This window comes from Oceanobacillus sp. MO10714A (genome assembly GCF_037072045.1).
Lineage (GTDB): Bacteria > Bacillota > Bacilli > Bacillales > Amphibacillaceae > Oceanobacillus > Oceanobacillus indicireducens.
The window spans coordinates 98,332-119,816 of sequence record NZ_JAXHDC010000001.1; the positions used below are offsets into that span (position 1 = coordinate 98,332).

Below are 21,485 nucleotides of genomic sequence, written 5' to 3' on the forward strand. Positions count from 1 at the left end.
CCAATCTATAAGTACAGTCTATAGTAGTATTCTAAAGTATAATAAATTTTTGTGCTAGTGGCAAAGCTAACGGTGCAGCAATCAATGCGATTGAAATTTGCTGCAGACATCATAACAGAGAAATCAATGGGAAGACAGGCACAGCAAGATGCCCTGCGCACAAAAATATGCTAAGTTGCATGAAAAACTTAACAGGACCTGGCGCTACAACGATTCGTACTGGTATCCGTCTTGAGGCGTTAAGAAATGGCTGCGGTGTTATTTAAAGGTAAATCATATGATTTAGGAATGGAACAACCACACCTAGAACAACCAAACCTATGGTGATAAAAAGGATGGTTCCGACTAGCGGTAGATACCATTTTCTAATTTTGAGTTGGAGCCGATAGTTCAGACCCCACATTGCTAGGAGAAAAATAAGGTATAGGAAATCGATAATTCCAAAGTTGGGGACTGGTCCTGGTTCGCTAATATTTATTAAGAGACCAAATGCAACAAAACCAACCAGTCCGAGTAAGAGCCAATTGACAGCATGCACGACAATTTCATAAATAGTAACATTAGTTCTCATTAAATCTCCACCCTAGTAATTTGTAGTGTAATCCTTTTCAATATACATTTTATGACCTGTTCGAAGGGGTGAAAGGGCCTGGTGTCAATACACTCCGTAATGGAATCCGTGGTAAAGCTTTTCTGGATGGTTGCGGGCTTATCTAATAAAAACGTCGTATATGAATGGTATGCCTACATCCAGGAAGAGATGGCGACGTAAAGGACAGTTCCGGCTATTGGTAGAATCCATTTTTTTCTCTTTAACTGGAGCCAATAATTGAATGCCCACATTGCAGTCAGGAAAGCAATGGTGATAAATGCAATCATGTCAGAGGTGGGGTTTTGGTTTGGGCTAATGTTTACCACAGAGAAAAAGGCGAGAATACCGATACATCCGAGCAAGAGCAAATTAACAGCATGCACGATAATTTCATAAATAGTATCATTGTTGTTTTTCATTAAATCTCCACCCCCGGTTATTTAATGTGTAATCACTTACAGAGTACTATAAATAACCTTCATGAACAATAGGAAAGTGTCTTATATAAATAGACGACTTACGTAATTGGGAACACGATTATAGAGGGCCGCGAAGAAGGACTGGATCAAAACATCAGTAAATAAAAATTAAGATGTTGTTCTTATACAATCGTTCTTGACAATTTTCTTGGAACAGCTTATGATTATAATCATTCAAATAAGCTACGAATAAATAGACAATACCGTTGACGGAAAAAGTAATTGGAAACTAGGTAAAGCAGAGAAGAGATGTCACTGGCTGAGAGCATTTCTATACGATAGTCCAATGAAAGACATTCCAGAGGATATAGACCGAAAATTAGAGTAGGGATATACGTAGACAGGCGTTAACTGTGTGTAGAGCGGATGTATTTACATCAACTAGGGTGGCAACGCGGGCAAAAATCCCGTCCCTTATTTTTATAAGGGACGGGATTTTTATATATTTTTTCGAGGAAATAAATTTGTAGAAAGAAAAGGAGGAGATGGTGTTGAGTATGAATGCACCACGAGGAACGGTTGATATTTTACCGAAAGATGTCAAAGCTTGGCAATATGTTGAAGAACAAATTAAGGAAATCTGTAAGAGATATCATTATAAAGAAATCCGTACTCCTGTCTTTGAGCATACAGAAGTGTTCCAGCGCGGAGTTGGTGATACGACGGATATTGTCCAGAAAGAAATGTACACGTTTGAGGACCGCGGCGGGAGAAGTTTAACGCTAAGACCTGAAGGAACAGCTGGCGTCGCCCGGGCCTATGTGCAAAATAAGCTGTATGGAGATGTGAATCAGCCAGTTAAACTTTATTATTTTGCAGAAATGTTCCGTTATGAGCGCCCGCAAAAGGGTAGAATGCGTCAATTGAATCAGTTCGGTATCGAAGCGCTAGGCAGTGCGGATCCCGCTATTGATGCGGAAGTGATTGATTTAGCAATGACGGTTTATCAATCATTAGGATTAACTTCCTTGAAGCTTGTCATTAATTCCCTAGGTGATAAAGAAAGCAGAGAGAAGCACCGTCAAGCATTGATCGACCACTTCACTCCGCATAAAGAAGAGCTATGTGCCGACTGTCAAGTCCGCCTCGAGCAAAATCCGTTACGTGTCCTCGATTGTAAAAAGGACCGGGACCACCCGGCAATGGGAACAGCACCATCGATTCTTGACTTTTTGAACGAAGAATCGAAAACGTATTTTGAGGAAGTAAAAGGGTACTTAGATGCGATGAGAATTGACTATGTCATAGATCCTACCTTAGTTCGCGGGCTGGATTATTATAACCATACGGCTTTTGAAATCATGAGTGATGCAAAAGGATTTGGAGCGATAACAACACTTGCTGGTGGTGGAAGGTACAACGGAATGATCGAGGAGTTCGGTGGGCCAACTACACCTGCTATCGGTTTTGGAATGGGCTTGGAGCGTCTTCTGATGGCCCTTGAAGCTGAAGGGGTTGAAATACCGGACACGGACAAATTAGATTGTTACGTCGTTGCTGTTGGTAAGGAAGCGGAACAAGCAGCTGTTCGCCTAGTTCATGACCTGCGTGCAAATGGTGTGCAAGTTGATAAAGACTATCAAATGCGGAAGATGAAAGGCCAATTGAAAGCAGCGGACCGTTACGAAGCTAAATATGTCCTAATCCTTGGTGAAGAAGAGGTAAGCAACAATACGGTAACAGTAAAGGAAATGGCTACGGGTGAACAACAAGTTCTACCGATGGAAAATATAGTTGATACGCTGACAGGGAAATTAACAGGAGGTAGTAAGTAAGATGACAAGAATTTATGCCGGAACAATAAATGAAGAGCATATCGGTCAAACAATTCTGCTCAAAGGTTGGGTGCAAAAGCGCCGCGACCTTGGTGGATTAATTTTTATTGATTTACGTGACCGATCAGGTGTTGTGCAAGTAGTATTCAATCCAGATGAATCAGCAGAAGCACTCCAGATCGCTGATACAATTCGTTCAGAATATGTGGTGGAGATTTCAGGGAAAGTTGTCGCACGTGAAGCAAGTACCGTCAATTCATTGATGAAAACCGGGAAAATAGAAGTCGTTGCTTCTTCTGTAGAAATTTTAAATAAATCCAAGAATCCACCATTTATGATCAAAGATGATACGGACGTTGCGGAGGATTTACGGTTGAAATATCGCTATCTTGATCTTAGACGTCCGGGCTTGCAGGAAACGATTAAATTACGTCACCAAACAACACAGGCAATCCGGAACTTTTTAAACAATGACGGATTCCTTGAAATGGAGACACCGATTTTAACGAAAAGTACTCCAGAAGGTGCTCGAGACTATCTCGTGCCAAGCAGGGTCCATCCAGGGGAGTTTTACGCCTTGCCACAATCTCCGCAGCTGTTTAAACAATTAATTATGATGAGTGGTTTTGAGAAGTATTACCAAATTGCCCGCTGTTTCCGTGACGAGGACTTACGTGCAGATCGTCAGCCTGAATTCACTCAGATTGATATTGAGACTTCTTTCCAGACAAGCGATGATATTATGGCGATGACCGAAAAAATGATGCAATATGTTATGAAAGAAGTTAAAGGAATTGATATTACGTTACCGTTTCCGCGCATGTCGTACGATGATGCGATGAATCGCTTTGGTTCGGATAAACCTGATACGAGATTCGGTATGGAAATTATCGATGCTTCACCTATTTTCAAAACATCCGAATTCAAAGTGTTTAAAGGGGCGATTGAAAATGGAGGAAGTGTGAGACTGTTGAACGTGAAAGGTGAAGCAGCTAATTTCTCCAGAAAAGATATTGATAAGCTGGCTGAATATGTTGATGTATACGGTGCTAAAGGACTTGCATGGTTGAAAGCGGAAGGAGCAGAGCTAAAAGGACCAATTGCCAAATTCCTAACTGAAGAGGAAAAGGCACAGTTGATAACAGAGGTTGAAGTTACAGATGGAGACTTATTATTATTCGTTGCGGACAAGAACCAGGTTGTTTTTGACAGTTTGGGTGCATTGCGTCTAAAACTTGGAAAAGAGTTGGATTTAATCGATCAGTCGATTTACAATTTCCTATGGGTAACAGACTGGCCATTGCTTGAGTATGACGAAGAACTTGACCGTTTCTTCGCAGCACACCACCCATTCACTTCTCCGGTAGAAGGTGAGCTCGATAAATTATTGACAGAACCTGAGAATGTGCGTGCGAACGCGTACGACCTTGTCTTGAACGGATATGAATTAGGAGGAGGCTCCATCCGTATTTATCAAAAAGAAACTCAGGAAAAAATGTTCCAAGTTCTTGGTTTTTCAGAAGAAGAAGCACAAGAACAATTCGGATTCTTAATGGAAGCTCTTGAATACGGTGCACCTCCACATGGGGGTATTGCTTTAGGGCTTGACCGGATTATCATGCTGCTTGCCGGCCGTTCAAACTTACGTGATACAATCCTGTTTCCTAAAACGGCCTCGGCTTCAGATCTATTAACGGAAGCACCAGGCGGAGTAGCGGAAGAACAGCTGAAAGAATTATCGATTCAACTTAGAAAACAAAAAGATTAATCAAAACGATTTGGTTATCATTTGATAATTCTAAAAAGCTATGTTAATATAAATTTACAATCAAAAGAATATCAAAAAATCCTGATGTGTGCGTCCATACGAAGTATTTTGACCGAACACCAATTGATAGGGAGCCTGGAAGTTTCCATCCTGCCATACCGTCTACTGCAGACAATATCAGCAGTTTGGAACAGGGCACCCACCTGCTAAAAGCGGGATCAAAACTTTTAAATGGACGGCACGATCGGGATCTCGTACATAATAAAAAGCGTAACGGTCATAGCCGTTACGCTTTTGGTTTTAGTTTGATGAAGGGTTAGCTAGTTGTTCAAGGTTTCCATTCTTATCCATTCGGAAACTCGGGGAGGTGAAGGATCGTTCATCTTTTAAAACGGTCATTCTTCTCGCCCGGTCCATGATCTGAATAAACGTCTGGTAATCATCCTGGATTGTTTCCAGTTGTTTTTCCGTCTGTTTCAATTGCTTCTCAAGCTTCGTAATTTCATCTTTTAATTGTTCGTTTTCTGCTAATGCTGCTTCTGTTGTCGCTTTTGACTGGTTAGAAACATAGTAGTCCTGTTTTACTTCATTCAAGAATGTGAGAACCATATCAAATGTAATGTCTTCCGTAACTTTTCTGTCAGCTACTATTTCCCTGCTTTGATTTGGTTGTTTCGGAGCAGGTGAGAAATTTTGTTTTGCTTGCTTTCGTTTTAGTTCTTTCCGTTGCCGTTTTGCTAAATCAATCGCATTGATATATTTATTACGAACTTCAGCATTCCATCTGAATCCACAGGCAGCAGAAGTCCGGTTTAATTTATCCCCAACTTCTTCAAACGCATTCAGTTGTGTACTTCCTTCCCTAATATGCCGCAACACGGTTTCTGCCAGCAATAGATCATCCTCATGGGACCAGGCGTCTTGTCTCACTTTGGCCATTTTATCCAACTCCTTTTTCTAGGCAAAACAATAGATTATCATGTTGCTAGTTATTATTGCCTCAAGAAAAAAGATTTATACGTCATTCTTTGGAAAACTCATTTCACGTTCGATTTTTTCATAGACATGTTTCATTGCTTTCTCAAATTTACCAGTATCTTTAGGCTCATAATATCTCTTGTTTTTAATCCGGTCCGGTAAATATTGTTGCGCGACCCATGCCCCGTCATAATTATGCGGATACTTATATTCGATTCCTCTGCCTAAATCTTTTGCACCTTTATAATGACTATCTTTTAGGTGTGAGGGAATGTCACCGCTTTTCCCACTACGCACGTCAGCGAGAGCGCCGTCGAGAGCTTTGTAGGCTGTATTGGATTTAGGAGAGAGGGCAAGTTCTACAATTGCAACAGCTAATGGAATCCTTGCTTCCGGAAACCCGATTCTTTCCGCGGTCTGTACAGCGGCAAGTGCACGTGGTCCTGCTTGTGGATTAGCTAACCCAATGTCTTCATACGCGATAACAAGCATTCTTCTTGTGATACTATCCAAGTCGCCTGCTTCAATTAATCTAGCTAAATAATGAAGAGAAGCGTTCACATCGCTCCCGCGGATCGATTTCTGGAATGCTGAGAGCACATCATAATGCGCATCCCCTCCCTTATCATGGGAAAAACTTTTCTTCTGCATACATTCTTCCGCAGCTTCCAGTTCAATGACAATTACATCATCCGCATTTGGTGGAGTTGACATTGCCGCAAGTTCTAGACCATTCAAGGCTGCGCGCATATCCCCGTTGGAGCTTTGAGCAAAATGATCGAGCGCTTCCGGAGTCATTTCAATGTCCATCTCACCTAATCCACGTTCTTTGTCCTCGATTGCCCGAAGTAATGCTGTTTTTACATGTTCAGGTTCCAGGGATTCGAGTTCGAATAAATGACATCTACTTCGGATAGCCGGGTTGATGGAATGATAGGGATTGCTTGTTGTACAACCAATCATCGTAATGAGATTTGTTTCAAGGTGAGGGAGGAGAAAGTCCTGTTTCGCTTTATCTAAACGGTGGACTTCATCCAAAATAAGTACAAGATTTCCACTTAACTTTGCCTCTTCAACAACGATTTCCATATCTTTCTTTTTATGTGTCACTGCATTCAATAATCTCACTTGAAGGCCTGCTGTTTTGGCGATGGCAAACGCAGTAGAAGTTTTCCCAGTACCTGGTGGGCCGAACAGAATCATGGATGCAAGCATATTCGCTGTTACCATACGTTGGATTAACTTCCCTTCTCCAACTAGATGTTCCTGGCCAATAACTTCATTGATATGAGTTGGTCGCATTCGTAGTGCTAATGGTTGTTGTTTCATAACTACCGTCCTTTATTAGTCGTTATTCTTTTTATGATATATCAATTTGTTAGCTATCCTAATAATTCTCCCTTAAAAGTAACCGAAAGAAACTACTGATTGCTTTCATACAGCGTAAGTGTCTGCTCTTTCACTAATTAAGGCGCTCTAATCGCCGTTCAGTTGCCCGGTGGACGGATGCTTTCCGCGGGCACAGCTGGAGCCTCCTCGGGCTACCGCCCTGCGGGGTCTCCAGACTCGTGCTTTTCCCGCAGGAGTCACCGTCCACCGGGCAACTGAACTGGTAAGATGATTATTATTGAAAGCATTTATTCTAGCCCCATGTCACGATAGAAATAATATCTGTGGAATAATAAAGAGTGATCTAAATTGGGCTTTCCCTCGGAGCAGTCCAGACACCTCGAGACTCCTGCGGGAGGATAGGCTTGGTGAGACCCCGCAGCAGGCTTGCCTGCGAGGAGGCTCACCAGCCGCCCGCGGAAAGCGAGAGGTGTCTGGACTGCGGACCTCCAGGTAAAAGTTGCACTTACGCTGTATGAAGGTGATTACCAATTCATTTTGAAAAATTTATTAAAATGATGATGTCTAGGTATATACTTTATAGTCACTGAGCGCCGGATGAGGATGATTTTGTTTCCTGTTTTTAAGTATCGAAGTTGCGCTATATATAAAGCTTAGACTTGAAATTAGAGAAATGCAAGAGAGAGACGGTTCATGTTATAATAGCAAATAGTATAATATGTATGACCTGAATTAAAGCTAATTGATAGACAATAGAAAATTTATTACGTATAGTAATGATTTAATGTAAAGAGGTGCAAAGTTAAAATGAAAGTAACAACAAAAGGAAGATATGGACTTACAATTATGATAGAACTTGCAAAGGAATATGGGCAAGGTCCCAAATCATTGAAATCGATCGCTCAGGAAAATAATTTATCTGAGCATTATTTGGAGCAGTTGGCAGCACCTCTTCGGAATGCAGGACTAGTTAGAAGTGTAAGAGGAGCCTACGGAGGCTACAAACTTGCAAAAGAACCGACAGAAATTACTGCGGGAGACGTAATTCGGGTGCTTGAAGGTCCAATCACACTCGTTGAAGGAATAGAAGAAGAGAAGCCTGCCCAACAAGCATTATGGCTGAGAATCCGCGATGCCATCCGCGGAGTGCTAGATCATACAACTCTAAAAGATTTAGCGGATGCTGGTGATAATAATAAAGAAGAAGCCTATATGTTTTACATCTAACAGGAAGGAAAGGTATTCACACCATGGAAGCAATATATTTAGACCATGCCGCAACTACACCGATGGATAAGAAGGTTGCAGAAGCAATGACAGCAATCTATCAAGAAACTTATGGGAACCCTTCAAGTGTTCACTCACAAGGAAGAAAAGCAAGGAAACAATTAGATGAAGCAAGACGACTCATAGCTTCTAGTATCGGTGCCAACGAAAAGGAAATTTACTTTACAAGTGGTGGCACGGAAGCGGATAATCTAGCGTTGATTGGAACAGCCCTTGCCAACCGGGAAAAAGGCAACCATATTATAACAACAGCGCAAGAACATCATGCCGTTCTTCATACCGCAGAATATTTGGAAACCCTCGGATTTGAGATAACCTATCTACCGACAGATGAGTCTGGCCGTATTTCTCCTGAAGCAGTGGAGGCAGCATTACGAGAAGATACAATACTTGTTTCCATTATGTTTGTGAACAATGAAACTGGAGTGATTCAGCCGATTAAGGAAATTGGTGCAGTGTTAAAAGAACATCACACTTATTTCCATACGGATGCTGTTCAGGCGTATGGCTTATTAGAACTTGATGTGAATGAGTTAGGTATCGATTTACTAACCACTTCCGCTCATAAGATTAATGGTCCAAAAGGAATTGGTTTTCTCTATGCACGTGATTCGGTTATGATGCAAAACTTGATGTTCGGCGGGGAACAGGAGAGAAAACGGCGGGCAGGTACAGAAAACGTTGCTGCCATCGTCGGCTTTAAAGAAGCTGTTCAACTGAACATTGATGAGCGTGAAGCAAGGAACCTTGCCTACGAGCAGTATAAAGCACAATTTATTGAACAGCTTAAATCTGAAGGAATTGATTTCTCCTTGAATGGGGATCAGGAACATGCAATCAGCACGATTGTCAATATTAGTTTCCCTGGTACAAACGTGGAACAAGTACTGACAAATTTAGATTTGGAAGGAATTGCTGCCTCAAGCGGAAGTGCTTGTACAGCTGGAAGCGTGGAACCATCCCACGTATTGAGTGCAATGTTTGGAGACGATAATCCATGCACAACAAACTCGATCCGTTTCAGTTTCGGAAGTGCGAATACAGAGGAAAATGTAATCGAAGCAGCAAAGCGGGTTGCGAAAATAATTAAACGGTTAACAAAATAAGGAAAGTGATTAAAATGAATGAAAATAAAAACACACGTGTCGTAATCGGTATGAGCGGTGGTGTTGATTCATCGGTTGCTGCTCTGCTTCTGAAAGAGCAAGGCTATGACGTTGTCGGGATTTTTATGAAAAATTGGGATGATACCGATGAATTTGGTGTCTGCACAGCAACTGAAGATTTCGATGATGTCGTTCGCGTATGTAATCAGTTAGATATTCCTTACTACTCTGTCAACTTTGAGAAGGAATACTGGGATAAAGTATTCACCTATTTCCTTGATGAATACAAAGCAGGACGTACCCCGAACCCTGATGTCATGTGTAACAAAGAAATTAAGTTTAAAGCATTCCTCGACCATGCAGTGTCCCTAGGTGCAGACTATCTTGCAACTGGACATTACGCACAAGTAAGACGCGATAATGGGAAAGTTGAGTTGCTACGTGGAGTGGATGAGAATAAAGATCAGACGTATTTCCTGAACCAGCTATCTAGTGACGTTTTAGCGAAAGTAATGTTCCCATTAGGGCATTTACAGAAGTCAAAAGTACGCGAGATTGCTCTTCAGCATAATCTCGCAACAGCTACGAAGAAGGATTCTACCGGAATTTGCTTTATTGGGGAGCGAAACTTCAAAGAATTCTTAAGTGAATATTTGCCGGCACAACCTGGTGAAATGCAAACTCTTACTGGTGAAGTGATGGGTATACATGATGGATTGATGTACTATACGATTGGACAACGGCAAGGACTTGGAATCGGTGGGCCAGGGGAGCCGTGGTTTGTTGTCGGCAAAAACTTGGAAGAAAATGTTTTATATGTAGAACAAAGCTATGGAAATGAATATTTATATTCGGATTCATTAATCGCAACTGATCTGAATTGGATCAATCCGGAAGAAATTAAGAGTTCGTTTTCCTGTACTGCCAAGTTTAGATATCGCCAAAAAGATAGCAAGGTTAATGTCACCATACTTGAGGACGGAAAAGTCCATGTTGAATTTGCAGAACCACAGCGAGCAATTACACCAGGCCAGGCAGTTGTATTTTATGACGGTGAAGTATGTCTTGGTGGAGGAACGATTGATAAAGTAATTAAAAATGAACAACATCTTGATTATGTAGGTTGAGTTAGGGGATTATTCATGGATAAGAATAGAGAAGCAATCCAGATGATGCAGGAAGGGAAATATGAAGAAGCTGCAAAGTTATTTAATGAATTGATTGAGGAGAACCCAAATGAACCATTGGGCTATATTAATTTTGGAAATCTCTTAGTAGAACTTCAGGAAGCGGAACGGGCGGAGCGGTTCTTTTTGAAAGCAATCCGTTTGGACGACACAGCTGCCACTGCTTATTATGGACTAGGCAATCTATATTTTGAACAGGAACAATTTGAGAAAGCGAACAACTATTTTCAGCAAGCACTTGATAAAGGACTCGAGGATGCTCATTTATATTATTTAATCGGTCTTTCTTTACAGTACCAGGAACAATTTAAATTAGCATTACCTTATTTATTACGAGCGACGGAGCTGGCTGAGGATGAAATTAATTACCGTTTCCAATACGGTCTTTCGCTCGCCCAAGCGGAACTTGTCGATGAGGCGAAGACTGTCTTCCAAGAAGTGATTAAAATGGATGAGGCGCATAGCGATGCCCATTATAATTTAGGTGTCATCGCCGTATTCAACGAAGATGCCGAACAAGCCCTCAAGCATTTCAATCAAGCGCTAGAAGAGCAACCGGACCATTATTTAGCTGCGAACGGAAAGAAACAAGTGGAACAGTTTTTGGAAAATCAATAATCAACATTAGCACGTAAAAAATCAAAGCAGTTCAATCTTATCAAGCACGGATAGTCAGCGATGAATATGACTAGACATGATTTTTAACAGATAGATGAACTTCTGCATTCATTCAGCGTAAGTGTCTTTGTTCGTTCCTTTAGTTTAGAACTCTAATCGCCGTTCAGTTGCCCGGCGGACGGATGCTTTCCACGGGCACGGCCTCAGCCTCCTCGGACTCGTGCTTTTCCCGTTGGAGTCACCGTCCGCCGGGCAACTGAACTGGTCTAAAGGATTATTTTAAAAAGAAATTATTCCGTTATAAGGATTATACTTCTGGAATATTAAACGGTAATCCAAATCACGCCTTTCCTCGGAGCAGTCCAGACACCTCGAGACTCCTGCGGGAGGATAGGCTTGGTGAGACCCCGCAGCAGGCTTGCCTGCGAGGAGGCTTACCAGCCGCCCGCGGAAAGCGAGAGGTGTCTGGACTGCGGACCTCCAGGAGAAAGCTGTACTTACGCTGAATGAAAGTAATATGCAGATTCTTGGTGAGTGGATTGCGGGTTTTCTTGAATTTTTAAGGTTTAGCTAACTGTTTCAGGCGGCGAAAGTTGAGTCAATAAAGAACGAAACGAGCGTGTTTAAGTATGGAAGATAAGCAACGAAATGAAAGAGGATATATTCGCGGCAGACTTCTTTATACAATTTTTCACAATGAAGATGAGAATTTTGCAATCATAAAAGTTAAAATAGAGGATACGAACGAAGATTATGAAGAGAAAGAGATTGTTGCTAAAGGTTACTTCTCTCATTTGACAGAAGAGCATTCTTATTATTTTCACGGTGTCTTTGAACATCATCAAAAGTTCGGTATCCAGTACCGCGTCGAATCCTATCAAACCTATATCCCTGATACGAAGGAAGGCTTGATTTCTTATTTGTCCAGTGACTTGTTTTATGCAATTGGTGAAAAAACAGCTACTCGGATTGTTGATAAATTAGGAATGAATGCCATCTCCCATATTTTAGAAGACCCGGAATGCTTGGACGGAATTCCGGGTCTTAAAAAACAAACAAGAGAACAATTACATAAAAGTTTAGAAGAACATCAAGGCTTTGAACGGGTTGCAATCACGCTTTCGAGCTACCAGATCAGTCTTAAAATGGCCCAGCGAATTTATCAGCGATATAAGGAAGAAGCTATTCATAAGTTATATGATGATCCATATCAATTTGTTTTTGACATTGAAGGCTTCGGTTTCCAGTCAGCTGACCAGATTGCACGAATGAACGGACTATCTATGGACCACCCGAACCGGATTGGCGCGGGCTGTATTTTTGTACTGCAAAAAAGTATTCAAGATGGCCATGTCTTCTTACCATATGACCAATGTGTGCGAGAAATGATTCAAGTACTAGGCTTCGAACTGACTGAACAGATCATTCAGGAACGGTTGGAGCAATTGAATACCGAGAAGAAAATTATTATTAGTGAAGGAAATATTTATCTGCCTTCTTTATACTATGCGGAAGACGGTTTTGCCGCCCATATTAGTAGAATTATGAATAAAAAAATTGAAAGTGAAACAACGTTAGCTGAATTAATGAAGATAACTGGGGAAATTGAAGAAGAAGAAATTCTAAGCTACGGGAAGGAACAATTTGATGCAATCGAAAAAGCATTACAATCAAAGGTAATGATTCTAACTGGCGGGCCTGGCACAGGGAAAACAACGGTAATTAAAGGAATTGTGAAGGCTTATGCAACGATTCATGATCATTCCCTTAATATTGATGATTATGAGAAAAAATCAGATTTTCCATTTGTGCTTACAGCTCCGACTGGCCGGGCTGCTAAACGATTAAAAGAGTCTACTGGCCTACCATCCTCGACCATCCACCGGTTGCTTGGTTGGGACGGGAAAGATGGCTTTGAAAAAAATGAACAAGAACGCCTATCAGGGAAATTTCTAATTGTTGATGAATTTTCGATGGTCGATACTTGGCTTGCCAATCATTTGTTTAAAGCAATTCCAGATGATATGCAAGTGCTGTTAGTTGGGGACGAAGATCAGTTACCATCTGTCGGTCCTGGCCAAGTACTTTCTGATTTGCTTTCCAGTGGTAAAATACCGATTGTGAGACTGCATGAAGTATACCGGCAAAAAGAAGGTTCTAAGATTATTGAACTTGCCCATGAAATAAAAAATAACGAGATAACAGATGCATCGCTTCAAAAAGCGAATGATTTCAGTTTCATCCCGGCAAGTAATCGACAAATTGTAGAAGCAATTACGATTATCTTCAAGCATGCGCTGGAAAAAGGAATCGATACAAATGCTATTCAAGTACTTGCCCCTATTTATAAAACGGAGGCTGGAATTAATCGCATCAATGAGGAAATCCAACAACTTCTAAACCCGAAGACAGATAAAACACGGGAAATGAAAGTAATGGATGTAAGTTACCGAGTAGGGGATAGGGTAATCCAATTAGTCAACCAACCGGAAGACGGTGTATTCAACGGAGATATTGGAGAGATTGTCGCGATCTTTTTCGCAAAAGAAAATAAAGAGAAGAAAGAACAAATTGTCATAGCTTTTGAAGAAAAAGAAATTGTCTATGAGCGGCAGGATTTCGGGAATTTCATGCATGCTTATTGTATCTCCATCCATAAATCTCAAGGTAGTGAGTTTCCGATTATCATTTTACCAGTCATTTCATCGTACCATCGGATGCTTCGGAAAAATTTATTATATACAGCGATAACAAGAAGTAAAGAATCCCTTATTATTTGTGGGGATATGTCAGCATTCTTGCGGGGAGTTACGACGATGGACACGAATCAGCGCTACACATCCTTAATTGAACGGCTAGAGAGCAGGCTAGAGGAAGAACAAGAACTGCCAAATTCTATCTCAGATGAAGAAAAAGAACTGAATCCTTATGATTTTATGTAAATAGAAGTATATTCATTTTCTCTTTCGGTTAGGCTATAAATAGAAATTATAGCTAGGAGATGATGAAATGATGCAATGTCCAAATTGTAAAGGGAAAAATCTTGGAAAAATAGGGATCCAATTATATTATTGCTGGTCTTGTTATTTGGAACTAGTAGTCAAAAAGGATAAATTTCATATTCACCAAATCGAAGTCGACGGTAGTGTAAGCCCGCTTAATGATTTGTTTTCAGAAGAAGAGAGAACAATTACGGAAGATAAGTTACTGTCGTGACGAGAGCAAACATAGCACGAGGTGTTGCAGTTGCTTGAATGGTGGAATAGAAAAAAACTATTATATTTCTTTTTAATAGGAATCCTGATTTTAATATTTTCATTTTTGTTATGGATTACCTTACCCTATTTCAGGGAGGTTTTTTCCTTTTTGTGGAAACTTTTTTTACCGTTTATCATTGCGGGATTTATCGCTTATTTACTGTATCCGATTATAGAATTTCTAGACCGGCAACAGATTCATAAGGGGCTAGCCGTGATGATAATTTATATACTGTTTTTCGGTGGGATTGCTTTTTTATTTTATCGCGTTTATCCGATCGTTATTCAGCAAATGAACGATTTAATTGAAAATATTCCGCAGTTTGTGAATATGTATGAATCATCGATTAATCATCTTTACACCTCTACATCCTTCCTGCCGGAGACCTTCCATGACAAGATTGATGAAGTCATTATTCGGCTGGAAAATCTGTCGGATCATCTCGTATCCCGCTTAGTCGACGGGTTTACTCATCTAATTGATATGATTCTAATGGTCACCGTTATTCCCGTCCTCGTCTTTTATTATATAAAGGATTACCATCTGCTGAAACAATTTCTAAAGAGGTTTATCCCGCCTCGGCTCCATTCAAGGATGCAACTGATGGTCGAGAAAATCGATGAAGGTCTTGGTGGGTATTTGCGAGGCTTGTTTTTTGTCAGCTTGTTTGTGACATTGCTTACATTCCTTGCTTTTAAATTTTTACAAGTACCTTATGCGCTTTTACTTGCAATCGTAATCGGACTCACCAATATTATCCCTTATTTCGGTCCGATAATCGGTGCGGTACCAGCCGTAATGATTGCTTATACTACTTCACCGCTTCTTGCTCTTTATGTAATTATTGCAATATTTGTTGTCCAGATGATAGATGGGAATTTCCTTTCGCCATTTATTATGGGAAAGAATATTCGAATTCACCCGGTGATGATTATATTTGCATTATTGTTAGGCGGACAGTTATTTGGAATTATTGGAATGATTATCGCTGTGCCATTAGTTGCTATTTTAAAAGTCGTTGTTAAACACTTACCGTATCTTTTACCTGGTGATAACTGATTGACAAGCGGTTAATATTTATCTATACTAACGCTAAATGAAGATTTAAAAATGATGAAAGTGCCGAGTACATGAAGCTCGTGTGACAGAAAGGGATTTTTAAGCTGAGAAAATCCTCACATCGAATCATGGAATGCTACACTTGAGTGCGGCTAATCCCCGTCGGTATCAAACCGTTAACATGCATAAGAGGTGAATAGGCAACAATTCACAAATAGGGTGGTACCGCGAACAATCTCGTCCCTGCATAAGCAGAGAGGAGATTTTTTTATGTTGAAAAATGGCCCCAACTTCAAATACAAGGAGGATAATAAAAGATGAAAAAATTTAATTCAGCTGAAGTTAGACAACTGTTTCTTGATTTCTTTAAAGAAAAAGGTCATACAGTAGAGCCAAGCGCATCGCTTGTTCCGAAAGACGATCCGAGTCTTTTATGGATCAACAGCGGGGTTGCCACATTAAAGAAATACTTTGATGGAAGAGTCATCCCGGATAATCCTCGAATCGTAAACGCACAGAAATCAATCCGAACGAACGATATTGAGAATGTCGGCTATACTGCTAGACACCACACATTCTTTGAAATGCTCGGTAATTTTTCCATCGGTGATTATTTCAAAAAAGAAGCAATCCACTGGGCATGGGAATTTTTAACGAGTGATAAATGGCTCGGATTCGACCCAGACGTCTTATCGGTTACGGTTCATCCGGAAGATGATGAGGCTTATGATATTTGGCTTAACGAAATTAAATTGCCGCCAGAACGAATCATTCGACTGGAAGAGAACTTCTGGGATATTGGGGAAGGTCCAAGTGGCCCGAATACGGAAATCTTTTATGACCGTGGCGAGAAGTACGGCAATGATCCGAATGATCCAGAGTTATTTCCAGGAGGAGAGAACAGCCGTTATCTTGAAATATGGAACCTGGTATTCTCCCAATTCAACCATAATGCGGACGATACGTACACTCCGCTACCAAAGAAGAATATTGATACTGGAATGGGTCTAGAACGTCTCATATCAATTATTCAGGACGTGCCGACAAACTTTGAAACGGACCTATTTATGCCAATAATTGAAAAGACAGAGCAAATCGCCCAAGTCAAATATGGAGCAAATGATAAACAAACAATTGCTTTTAAAGTCATCGCCGACCATATTCGTACGGTTAGCTTTGCGATAGCTGATGGTGCGCTTCCATCTAATGAAGGGCGGGGTTACGTCTTAAGAAGGCTGATTCGTCGAGCGATTCGCTTTTCCAAAGATATTGGCTTGGACAAACCATTTTTATATGAATTGGTCGATGTTGTCGGTGAAATTATGCAGGACTTTTATCCGCAAGTAATCGAACAGAAAGATCATATCGCAAAAATTATCCGTTCTGAAGAAGAACGATTCCATGAAACCTTAAACGACGGATTAGAGATATTATCTTCAATCATTAAAAGGGAAGAAAAGGCTGGAAATAAAGTATTTCCTGGAGAAGAAGTATTTAAATTATATGATACGTATGGTTTTCCAAAGGAACTTACAGCCGAGTATGTTGAAGAACATGGATTTACAATTGATGAGCACGGTTTTGAAACCGAAATGGAAAAACAGAAAGAAAGAGCAAGAAACGCAAGACAAAAGGTCGATTCGATGCAAGTACAAGACACGACATTAAGTGGCCTGGATTTGGAAGACACCTTTACCGGATATGACAAACTGGAAACGAAGACTACCGTTATAGCGATTATCCATGCCGGTGAAGAAGCACAAGTGGCAAAAGCAAATGATGAAGTATTCCTCTTCTTGAAAGAAACGCCATTTTACGCGGAGAGTGGTGGACAAGTTGGCGACAAAGGATGGATTTATACGGAGCATGCGTCAGCTTATGTAGAAGATGTTCAAAAATCACCACAAGGACTCCATATCCATAAAGTGATAGTGAAAAGCGGGGAAATTAGTAAAGGGGATGAAGTTCAGGCAATTGTCGAAAATGCCTTCCGTAACGCAGTTATTAAAAACCATACGGCAACCCACATACTGCACCAAGCATTAAAGGATGTGCTAGGTAATCATGTCAATCAAGCAGGTTCACTCGTCACCCCAGATCGTTTGCGTTTTGATTTCACTCATTTTTCCGCACTCAGTGAAGACGAACTTCGGAAAATCGAAGCGATTGTGAACGAAAAAATTTGGCAATCCATTGATCTTTCCATTGATTATCAGGAATTTGAAAAAGCGAAAGAAACAGGAGCAATGGCGTTATTCGGGGAAAAATATGGAGATATTGTCCGTGTTGTGCAAATCGGTGACTACAGTGTCGAGTTGTGTGGCGGCTGTCATGTACGTAACACTTCTGAAATCGGCCTGTTTAAACTCGTATCTGAAGGCGGGATCGGCGCTGGAACGAGAAGGATAGAAGCTGTCACAAGCAAGAAAGCTTTTGAGTTTTTAAACGGGAAAATGAAGATTCTAAAGCAGGTATCTAATCTAGTGAAGGCAAATGATGATCAGCAAATTACAGAAAGAGTACAATCATTACAACAAGAAGTAAGTAACCTGGAAAAGGAAAATGAATCTTTAAGTACAAAAATAGCAAACATTGAAGCATCTTCTATCTTGGAAAAAGTGGAAGATATCGCCGGTGTCCCGGTGCTAGCAGAGCACGTCAATGTAAAAGATATGAACCAGTTACGGAATATGGTCGATGATTTGAAACAAAAGCTGGATTCCGCAGTTATTTTACTGGCAACAGAAAATAACGGAAAAGTTCAGCTCGCGGCAGGAGTTTCCAAAGACTTTGTCGAAAAAGGTATACATGCAGGTAAATTAATAAAAGAAGCTGCTACCATTTGCGGTGGTGGCGGCGGAGGGCGACCGGACATGGCCCAGGCAGGGGGAAGTGATCCATCTAAAATTCAAGACGCCCTCACATCTGCACAAGCCTTTGTAAAGAAAACAATCAATCAGTAGTAATTTGTAACAATCCATGGAAAAGGTTATAATGAATTTTATAAAGATGGATCGTGCGCGAATACTTGGAATGAGGTGTCACAATGAGTTCAATTGATAAAACAATGAAGTTTAATTTTTCAGAGGAGCCGTATGATCGCGATATAAAAACAATCCTTTTTACTGTGCATGAAGCATTAAAGGAAAAAGGATACAATCCAATTAATCAGATTGTAGGTTATTTATTATCCGGTGACCCTGCTTATATCCCAAGGCATAAAGATGCGAGAAACCTAATTCGTAAAGTGGAACGCGATGAGGTAATTGAAGAATTAGTAAAATATTATTTAAAGGAAAATCAAAACAACTAAATGAAAATTATTGGACTAGATGTCGGATCGAAAACAATAGGAGTTGCTGTCAGTGATGCATTGGGCTGGACAGCACAAGGGCTAACAACGATTCATTGGAATGAGCTTGATCTCCATTCTGCAGACGATGAATTAAAAAAAATCATAGACGAACATGATATAGGGAAAGCTATCATTGGCTTACCAAAGAACATGAATGGTACAATCGGAGAGCGGGGAGAAGCTTCCCAGCGTTTTGCCGAACATTTTGGAGAAACGTTCCAATTGCCTTATGTTCTTTGGGACGAACGTTTAACGACTGCCGCTGCGGAACGAGTTTTATTGGAAGCAGATATGAGCAGAAAGAAACGGAAAAAAGTAATTGATAAGATGGCTGCAGTGTTTATATTACAGGGCTATCTGGATCAAAAATAAAAAGAGGTGACCTCATGAGTTTAGAAGAAAAAGAAAGAATTATCATCCCGGATGATAACGGAGAAGAGCATTTATTCGAGGTATTATTTACATTCGATGTCGATGATACAGACCAATCTTATATCGCCGTTGTACCTGTCGAACAAGCGGAAGACGAAGAAGTCGAAGTATATGCTTTCCGTTATGAGGAAAAAGAAAATGATGAGGAAGATCTCTCCCTGTTTCCGATTGAATCGGATGAGGAATGGGAAATTGTTGAAGAGATGCTCGCAACATTGGCGGAGGAAGACGAAGACGAAAAGTAAATTTTTTATTAAAGCTGATGTCTCCAAGAGACATCAGCTTTTCCCTGTGAAGTGAATTTTTATAGTGTTATGGATGAAATTAGGATTCACTTTATACTTTATTATTTTACATAATATAGTATAATATATCGAATAAGAGGGAGAGGAATACATGAGCAAAGGTAAATTCACCAAGCGCTTCAAAGAAAACCGTAATGCTCGTGGGGAAGAAGCGCGCACGGTCCGTAAGATAGTATCCATCGTCTTGCTAGTACTAATCATTATATTAGTCATAAGTGGACTGGCTGGTTATTTCTATGTGAAATCGGCTCTGGAACCGGTAGAAGCAGATAGTGAAGAAAAAGTCGAAGTTGAAATACCGATTGGTTCAACCAGTTCAACAATAGCGACGATATTAGAGGAAAATGGTATTATAAAAAATGGCCTTATTTTTCGTTTCTACATAAAATTGAAAAATGAATCAGATTTCCAAGCTGGTGTCTATACATTCAGCCCAGCGATGTCGATGGATGAAATCATCGAATCCCTAAAAAGCGGGAAAATTGTCCTGGAAACAGCGCATCGGGTCACAATTCCTGAAGGGCTCACCATCGAGCAGATTGCTGAAATCTATGCCGATCAATTCTCATTCACAAGCGAAGAGTTTTTGGAGAAAGTGAATGATGAAAAATATATCAAACAGTTAATAAAGGATTATCCACTTCTCCTTACCGACGATATATTAAATGAGGAGATTAGATATCCACTGGAAGGTTATTTATTTGCGATTACGTATGATTTCTATGAGGAAGATCCTTCGATTGAGACGATTGTCGAAATGATGCTGGATCAAACGCAGGCGATCGTATCCCAACACTTTGAGGAAATCGAAGAACTTGATTTGACGATGCATGAAGTTATTACATTTGCTTCCATTATTGAAAAAGAAACCGGACATATCGATCAGCGTAATGAAATAGCTGGCGTCTTCTATAACCGTTTAGAAGCAGATATGCCGCTTCAAACTGACCCGACAGTGCTCTATGCACAGGAAGAGCATAAAGACCGTGTATTATATGAGGATTTGGAAATTGAATCACCGTATAATACGTATTATGTGGAAGGGTTACCGGTCGGACCAATCAGTAATTTCGCCGAAAGTTCGTTAGAGGCAGTCCTGAATCCGGTAGAAAGTGATTATTATTATTTCCTTCATGACCACGAGGGGAATATTCACTTTGCAGAAACGTTAGAGGAGCATAATCAAAATAAAAAAAATATGAATGATGAGTAGAAATGTGAATACTATATTCACATTTCTACTTTTCACGAAAGAAAACTTTTTAGTAAAAAAGAGGTAGAAATGATGAATGAGGACATTCAGGGTTATTTACAAGAGCTAATCAATCCTGCTACTGATCAGGTGAGAGAGCTTGAAGAATATGCGCACTTACACAACGTGCCGATTATGGAGAGCACAGCAATTGATTTTTTACTGAAACAAATCATGATCCATCAACCGAAAAGAATTCTAGAAATAGGAACAGCAATCGGTTATTCTGCTATCCGGATGCTTGAAGCAAGTCCAGAAGCCGAAATCATAACGATTGAAAGGGATAAACAACGTTACGAGGAAGCTGTTCGATTTATAAAAGAATCGCAGAAAAGCGAACAAGTAGATGTCCGCTTTGGTGATGCGCTCGAGGTGTTAGAAGAATTACAGCAGGATAAGGAATCATTTGATTTCATTTTTATTGATGCAGCTAAAGGGAAATATCGGGATTTCTTTGATTTAGCCCACCCACTCCTCCAAAAGGGGGGCTGGCTCGTTACGGATAATGTCTTATTCCGAGGCTATGTGAAAGACGAGGAGACAGCACCAAAAAGGTACCGGAATATGGTGAAGAAAATCCGTGCTTATAATCAATTCTTAAGTGCACATCCGGAATATATAACATCGATCTTGCCTATTGGAGACGGTGTAATGATAAGTTATAAAAAAGATTGAAAGGCGGCC

19 protein-coding genes, 1 other RNA gene and 2 other annotated features are annotated in these 21,485 nt (G+C 40.4%); of the genes, 16 read left to right on the forward strand and 4 right to left on the reverse strand.

The features are described from left to right. Positions 1-262 precede the first annotated feature (262 nt). A complete protein-coding gene (locus tag SPD53_RS00510) occupies positions 263-571 on the reverse strand; it encodes a hypothetical protein (RefSeq protein WP_156856266.1) in 309 nt (102 codons plus the stop codon). 173 nt (positions 572-744) lie between these two features. Beyond that, positions 745-1,011: a hypothetical protein gene (locus SPD53_RS00515; protein WP_156856265.1), complete on the reverse strand. Its 267-nt coding sequence runs from the start codon at positions 1,009-1,011 to the stop codon at positions 745-747. 257 nt (positions 1,012-1,268) lie between these two features. Beyond that, positions 1,269-1,489, forward strand: a binding site (T-box leader). Positions 1,490-1,562: 73 nt separating this feature from the next. On the opposite strand from SPD53_RS00515, the gene hisS reads away from it, so the two are divergent. The 3 genes from hisS to ssrS all read left to right on the forward strand — a co-directional run bounded on the left by hisS (position 1,563) and on the right by ssrS (position 4,869). Next, the gene (gene hisS / locus SPD53_RS00520) at positions 1,563-2,846 is read left to right on the forward strand and encodes a histidine--tRNA ligase (protein ID WP_156856264.1); all 1,284 of its coding nucleotides are present in this window, start codon (positions 1,563-1,565) and stop codon (positions 2,844-2,846) included. Between the two features lies 1 nt (position 2,847). Continuing rightward, a complete protein-coding gene (gene aspS / locus SPD53_RS00525) occupies positions 2,848-4,614 on the forward strand; it encodes an aspartate--tRNA ligase (RefSeq protein ID WP_156856263.1) in 1,767 nt (588 codons plus the stop codon). A 75-nt stretch (positions 4,615-4,689) separates the two neighbouring features. Then, positions 4,690-4,869, forward strand: a non-coding RNA gene (gene ssrS, locus SPD53_RS00530) — 6S RNA. 45 nt (positions 4,870-4,914) lie between these two features. On the opposite strand, the gene SPD53_RS00535 is transcribed toward ssrS, so the two are convergent. Further along, positions 4,915-5,553, reverse strand: coding sequence for an RsfA family transcriptional regulator (locus tag SPD53_RS00535; RefSeq protein ID WP_156856262.1), 639 nt, complete (start codon positions 5,551-5,553; stop codon positions 4,915-4,917). Between the two features lie 75 nt (positions 5,554-5,628). Then, positions 5,629-6,921, reverse strand: a complete 1,293-nt coding sequence (locus SPD53_RS00540) for a replication-associated recombination protein A (protein ID WP_156856261.1) — start codon at positions 6,919-6,921, stop codon at positions 5,629-5,631. 828 nt (positions 6,922-7,749) lie between these two features. Between SPD53_RS00540 and cymR the strand changes: the two genes are divergently transcribed. The 13 genes from cymR to SPD53_RS00605 all read left to right on the forward strand — a co-directional run bounded on the left by cymR (position 7,750) and on the right by SPD53_RS00605 (position 21,476). Then, positions 7,750-8,169 (forward strand): cysteine metabolism transcriptional regulator CymR, encoded by a 420-nt coding sequence (gene cymR / locus SPD53_RS00545; protein ID WP_156856260.1) that lies wholly within the window; start codon positions 7,750-7,752, stop codon positions 8,167-8,169. Positions 8,170-8,192: 23 nt separating this feature from the next. Further along, positions 8,193-9,335 carry a cysteine desulfurase family protein gene (locus SPD53_RS00550; RefSeq protein WP_156856259.1) on the forward strand — a complete coding sequence of 381 codons (1,143 nt, stop codon included), beginning with the start codon at positions 8,193-8,195 and terminating at the stop codon, positions 9,333-9,335. Between the two features lie 14 nt (positions 9,336-9,349). After that, entirely contained in the window at positions 9,350-10,462 is a 1,113-nt protein-coding gene (gene mnmA, locus SPD53_RS00555) for a tRNA 2-thiouridine(34) synthase MnmA (protein WP_156856258.1), read from the forward strand. Positions 10,463-10,477: 15 nt separating this feature from the next. After that, on the forward strand, positions 10,478-11,140 hold the full coding sequence (locus SPD53_RS00560) for a tetratricopeptide repeat protein (protein ID WP_156856257.1): 663 nt from the start codon (positions 10,478-10,480) through the stop codon (positions 11,138-11,140). A gap of 629 nt (positions 11,141-11,769) precedes the next feature. Further along, positions 11,770-14,082, forward strand: a complete 2,313-nt coding sequence (gene recD2, locus SPD53_RS00565; protein ID WP_156856256.1) for an SF1B family DNA helicase RecD2 — start codon at positions 11,770-11,772, stop codon at positions 14,080-14,082. Between the two features lie 67 nt (positions 14,083-14,149). After that, on the forward strand, positions 14,150-14,356 hold the full coding sequence (locus SPD53_RS00570; protein ID WP_156856255.1) for a hypothetical protein: 207 nt from the start codon (positions 14,150-14,152) through the stop codon (positions 14,354-14,356). 21 nt (positions 14,357-14,377) lie between these two features. Next, positions 14,378-15,457 carry an AI-2E family transporter gene (locus SPD53_RS00575; RefSeq protein WP_232334378.1) on the forward strand — a complete coding sequence of 360 codons (1,080 nt, stop codon included), beginning with the start codon at positions 14,378-14,380 and terminating at the stop codon, positions 15,455-15,457. A 45-nt stretch (positions 15,458-15,502) separates the two neighbouring features. Continuing rightward, positions 15,503-15,705, forward strand: a binding site (T-box leader). Positions 15,706-15,774: 69 nt separating this feature from the next. Further along, entirely contained in the window at positions 15,775-18,420 is a 2,646-nt protein-coding gene (gene alaS, locus SPD53_RS00580) for an alanine--tRNA ligase (RefSeq protein WP_336251359.1), read from the forward strand. 83 nt (positions 18,421-18,503) lie between these two features. Next, a complete protein-coding gene (locus SPD53_RS00585) occupies positions 18,504-18,770 on the forward strand; it encodes an IreB family regulatory phosphoprotein (RefSeq protein WP_156856252.1) in 267 nt (88 codons plus the stop codon). Continuing rightward, positions 18,771-19,184 (forward strand): Holliday junction resolvase RuvX, encoded by a 414-nt coding sequence (ruvX, locus tag SPD53_RS00590; RefSeq protein ID WP_156856251.1) that lies wholly within the window; start codon positions 18,771-18,773, stop codon positions 19,182-19,184. A 14-nt stretch (positions 19,185-19,198) separates the two neighbouring features. Continuing rightward, entirely contained in the window at positions 19,199-19,489 is a 291-nt protein-coding gene (locus SPD53_RS00595) for a DUF1292 domain-containing protein (protein ID WP_156856250.1), read from the forward strand. Between the two features lie 151 nt (positions 19,490-19,640). After that, complete coding sequence (mltG, locus tag SPD53_RS00600; RefSeq protein ID WP_336251360.1) at positions 19,641-20,762, forward strand: endolytic transglycosylase MltG; 1,122 nt, start codon at positions 19,641-19,643, stop codon at positions 20,760-20,762. A 72-nt stretch (positions 20,763-20,834) separates the two neighbouring features. Next, the gene (locus SPD53_RS00605) at positions 20,835-21,476 is read left to right on the forward strand and encodes an O-methyltransferase (protein ID WP_156856338.1); all 642 of its coding nucleotides are present in this window, start codon (positions 20,835-20,837) and stop codon (positions 21,474-21,476) included. Positions 21,477-21,485: the final 9 nt, after the last annotated feature.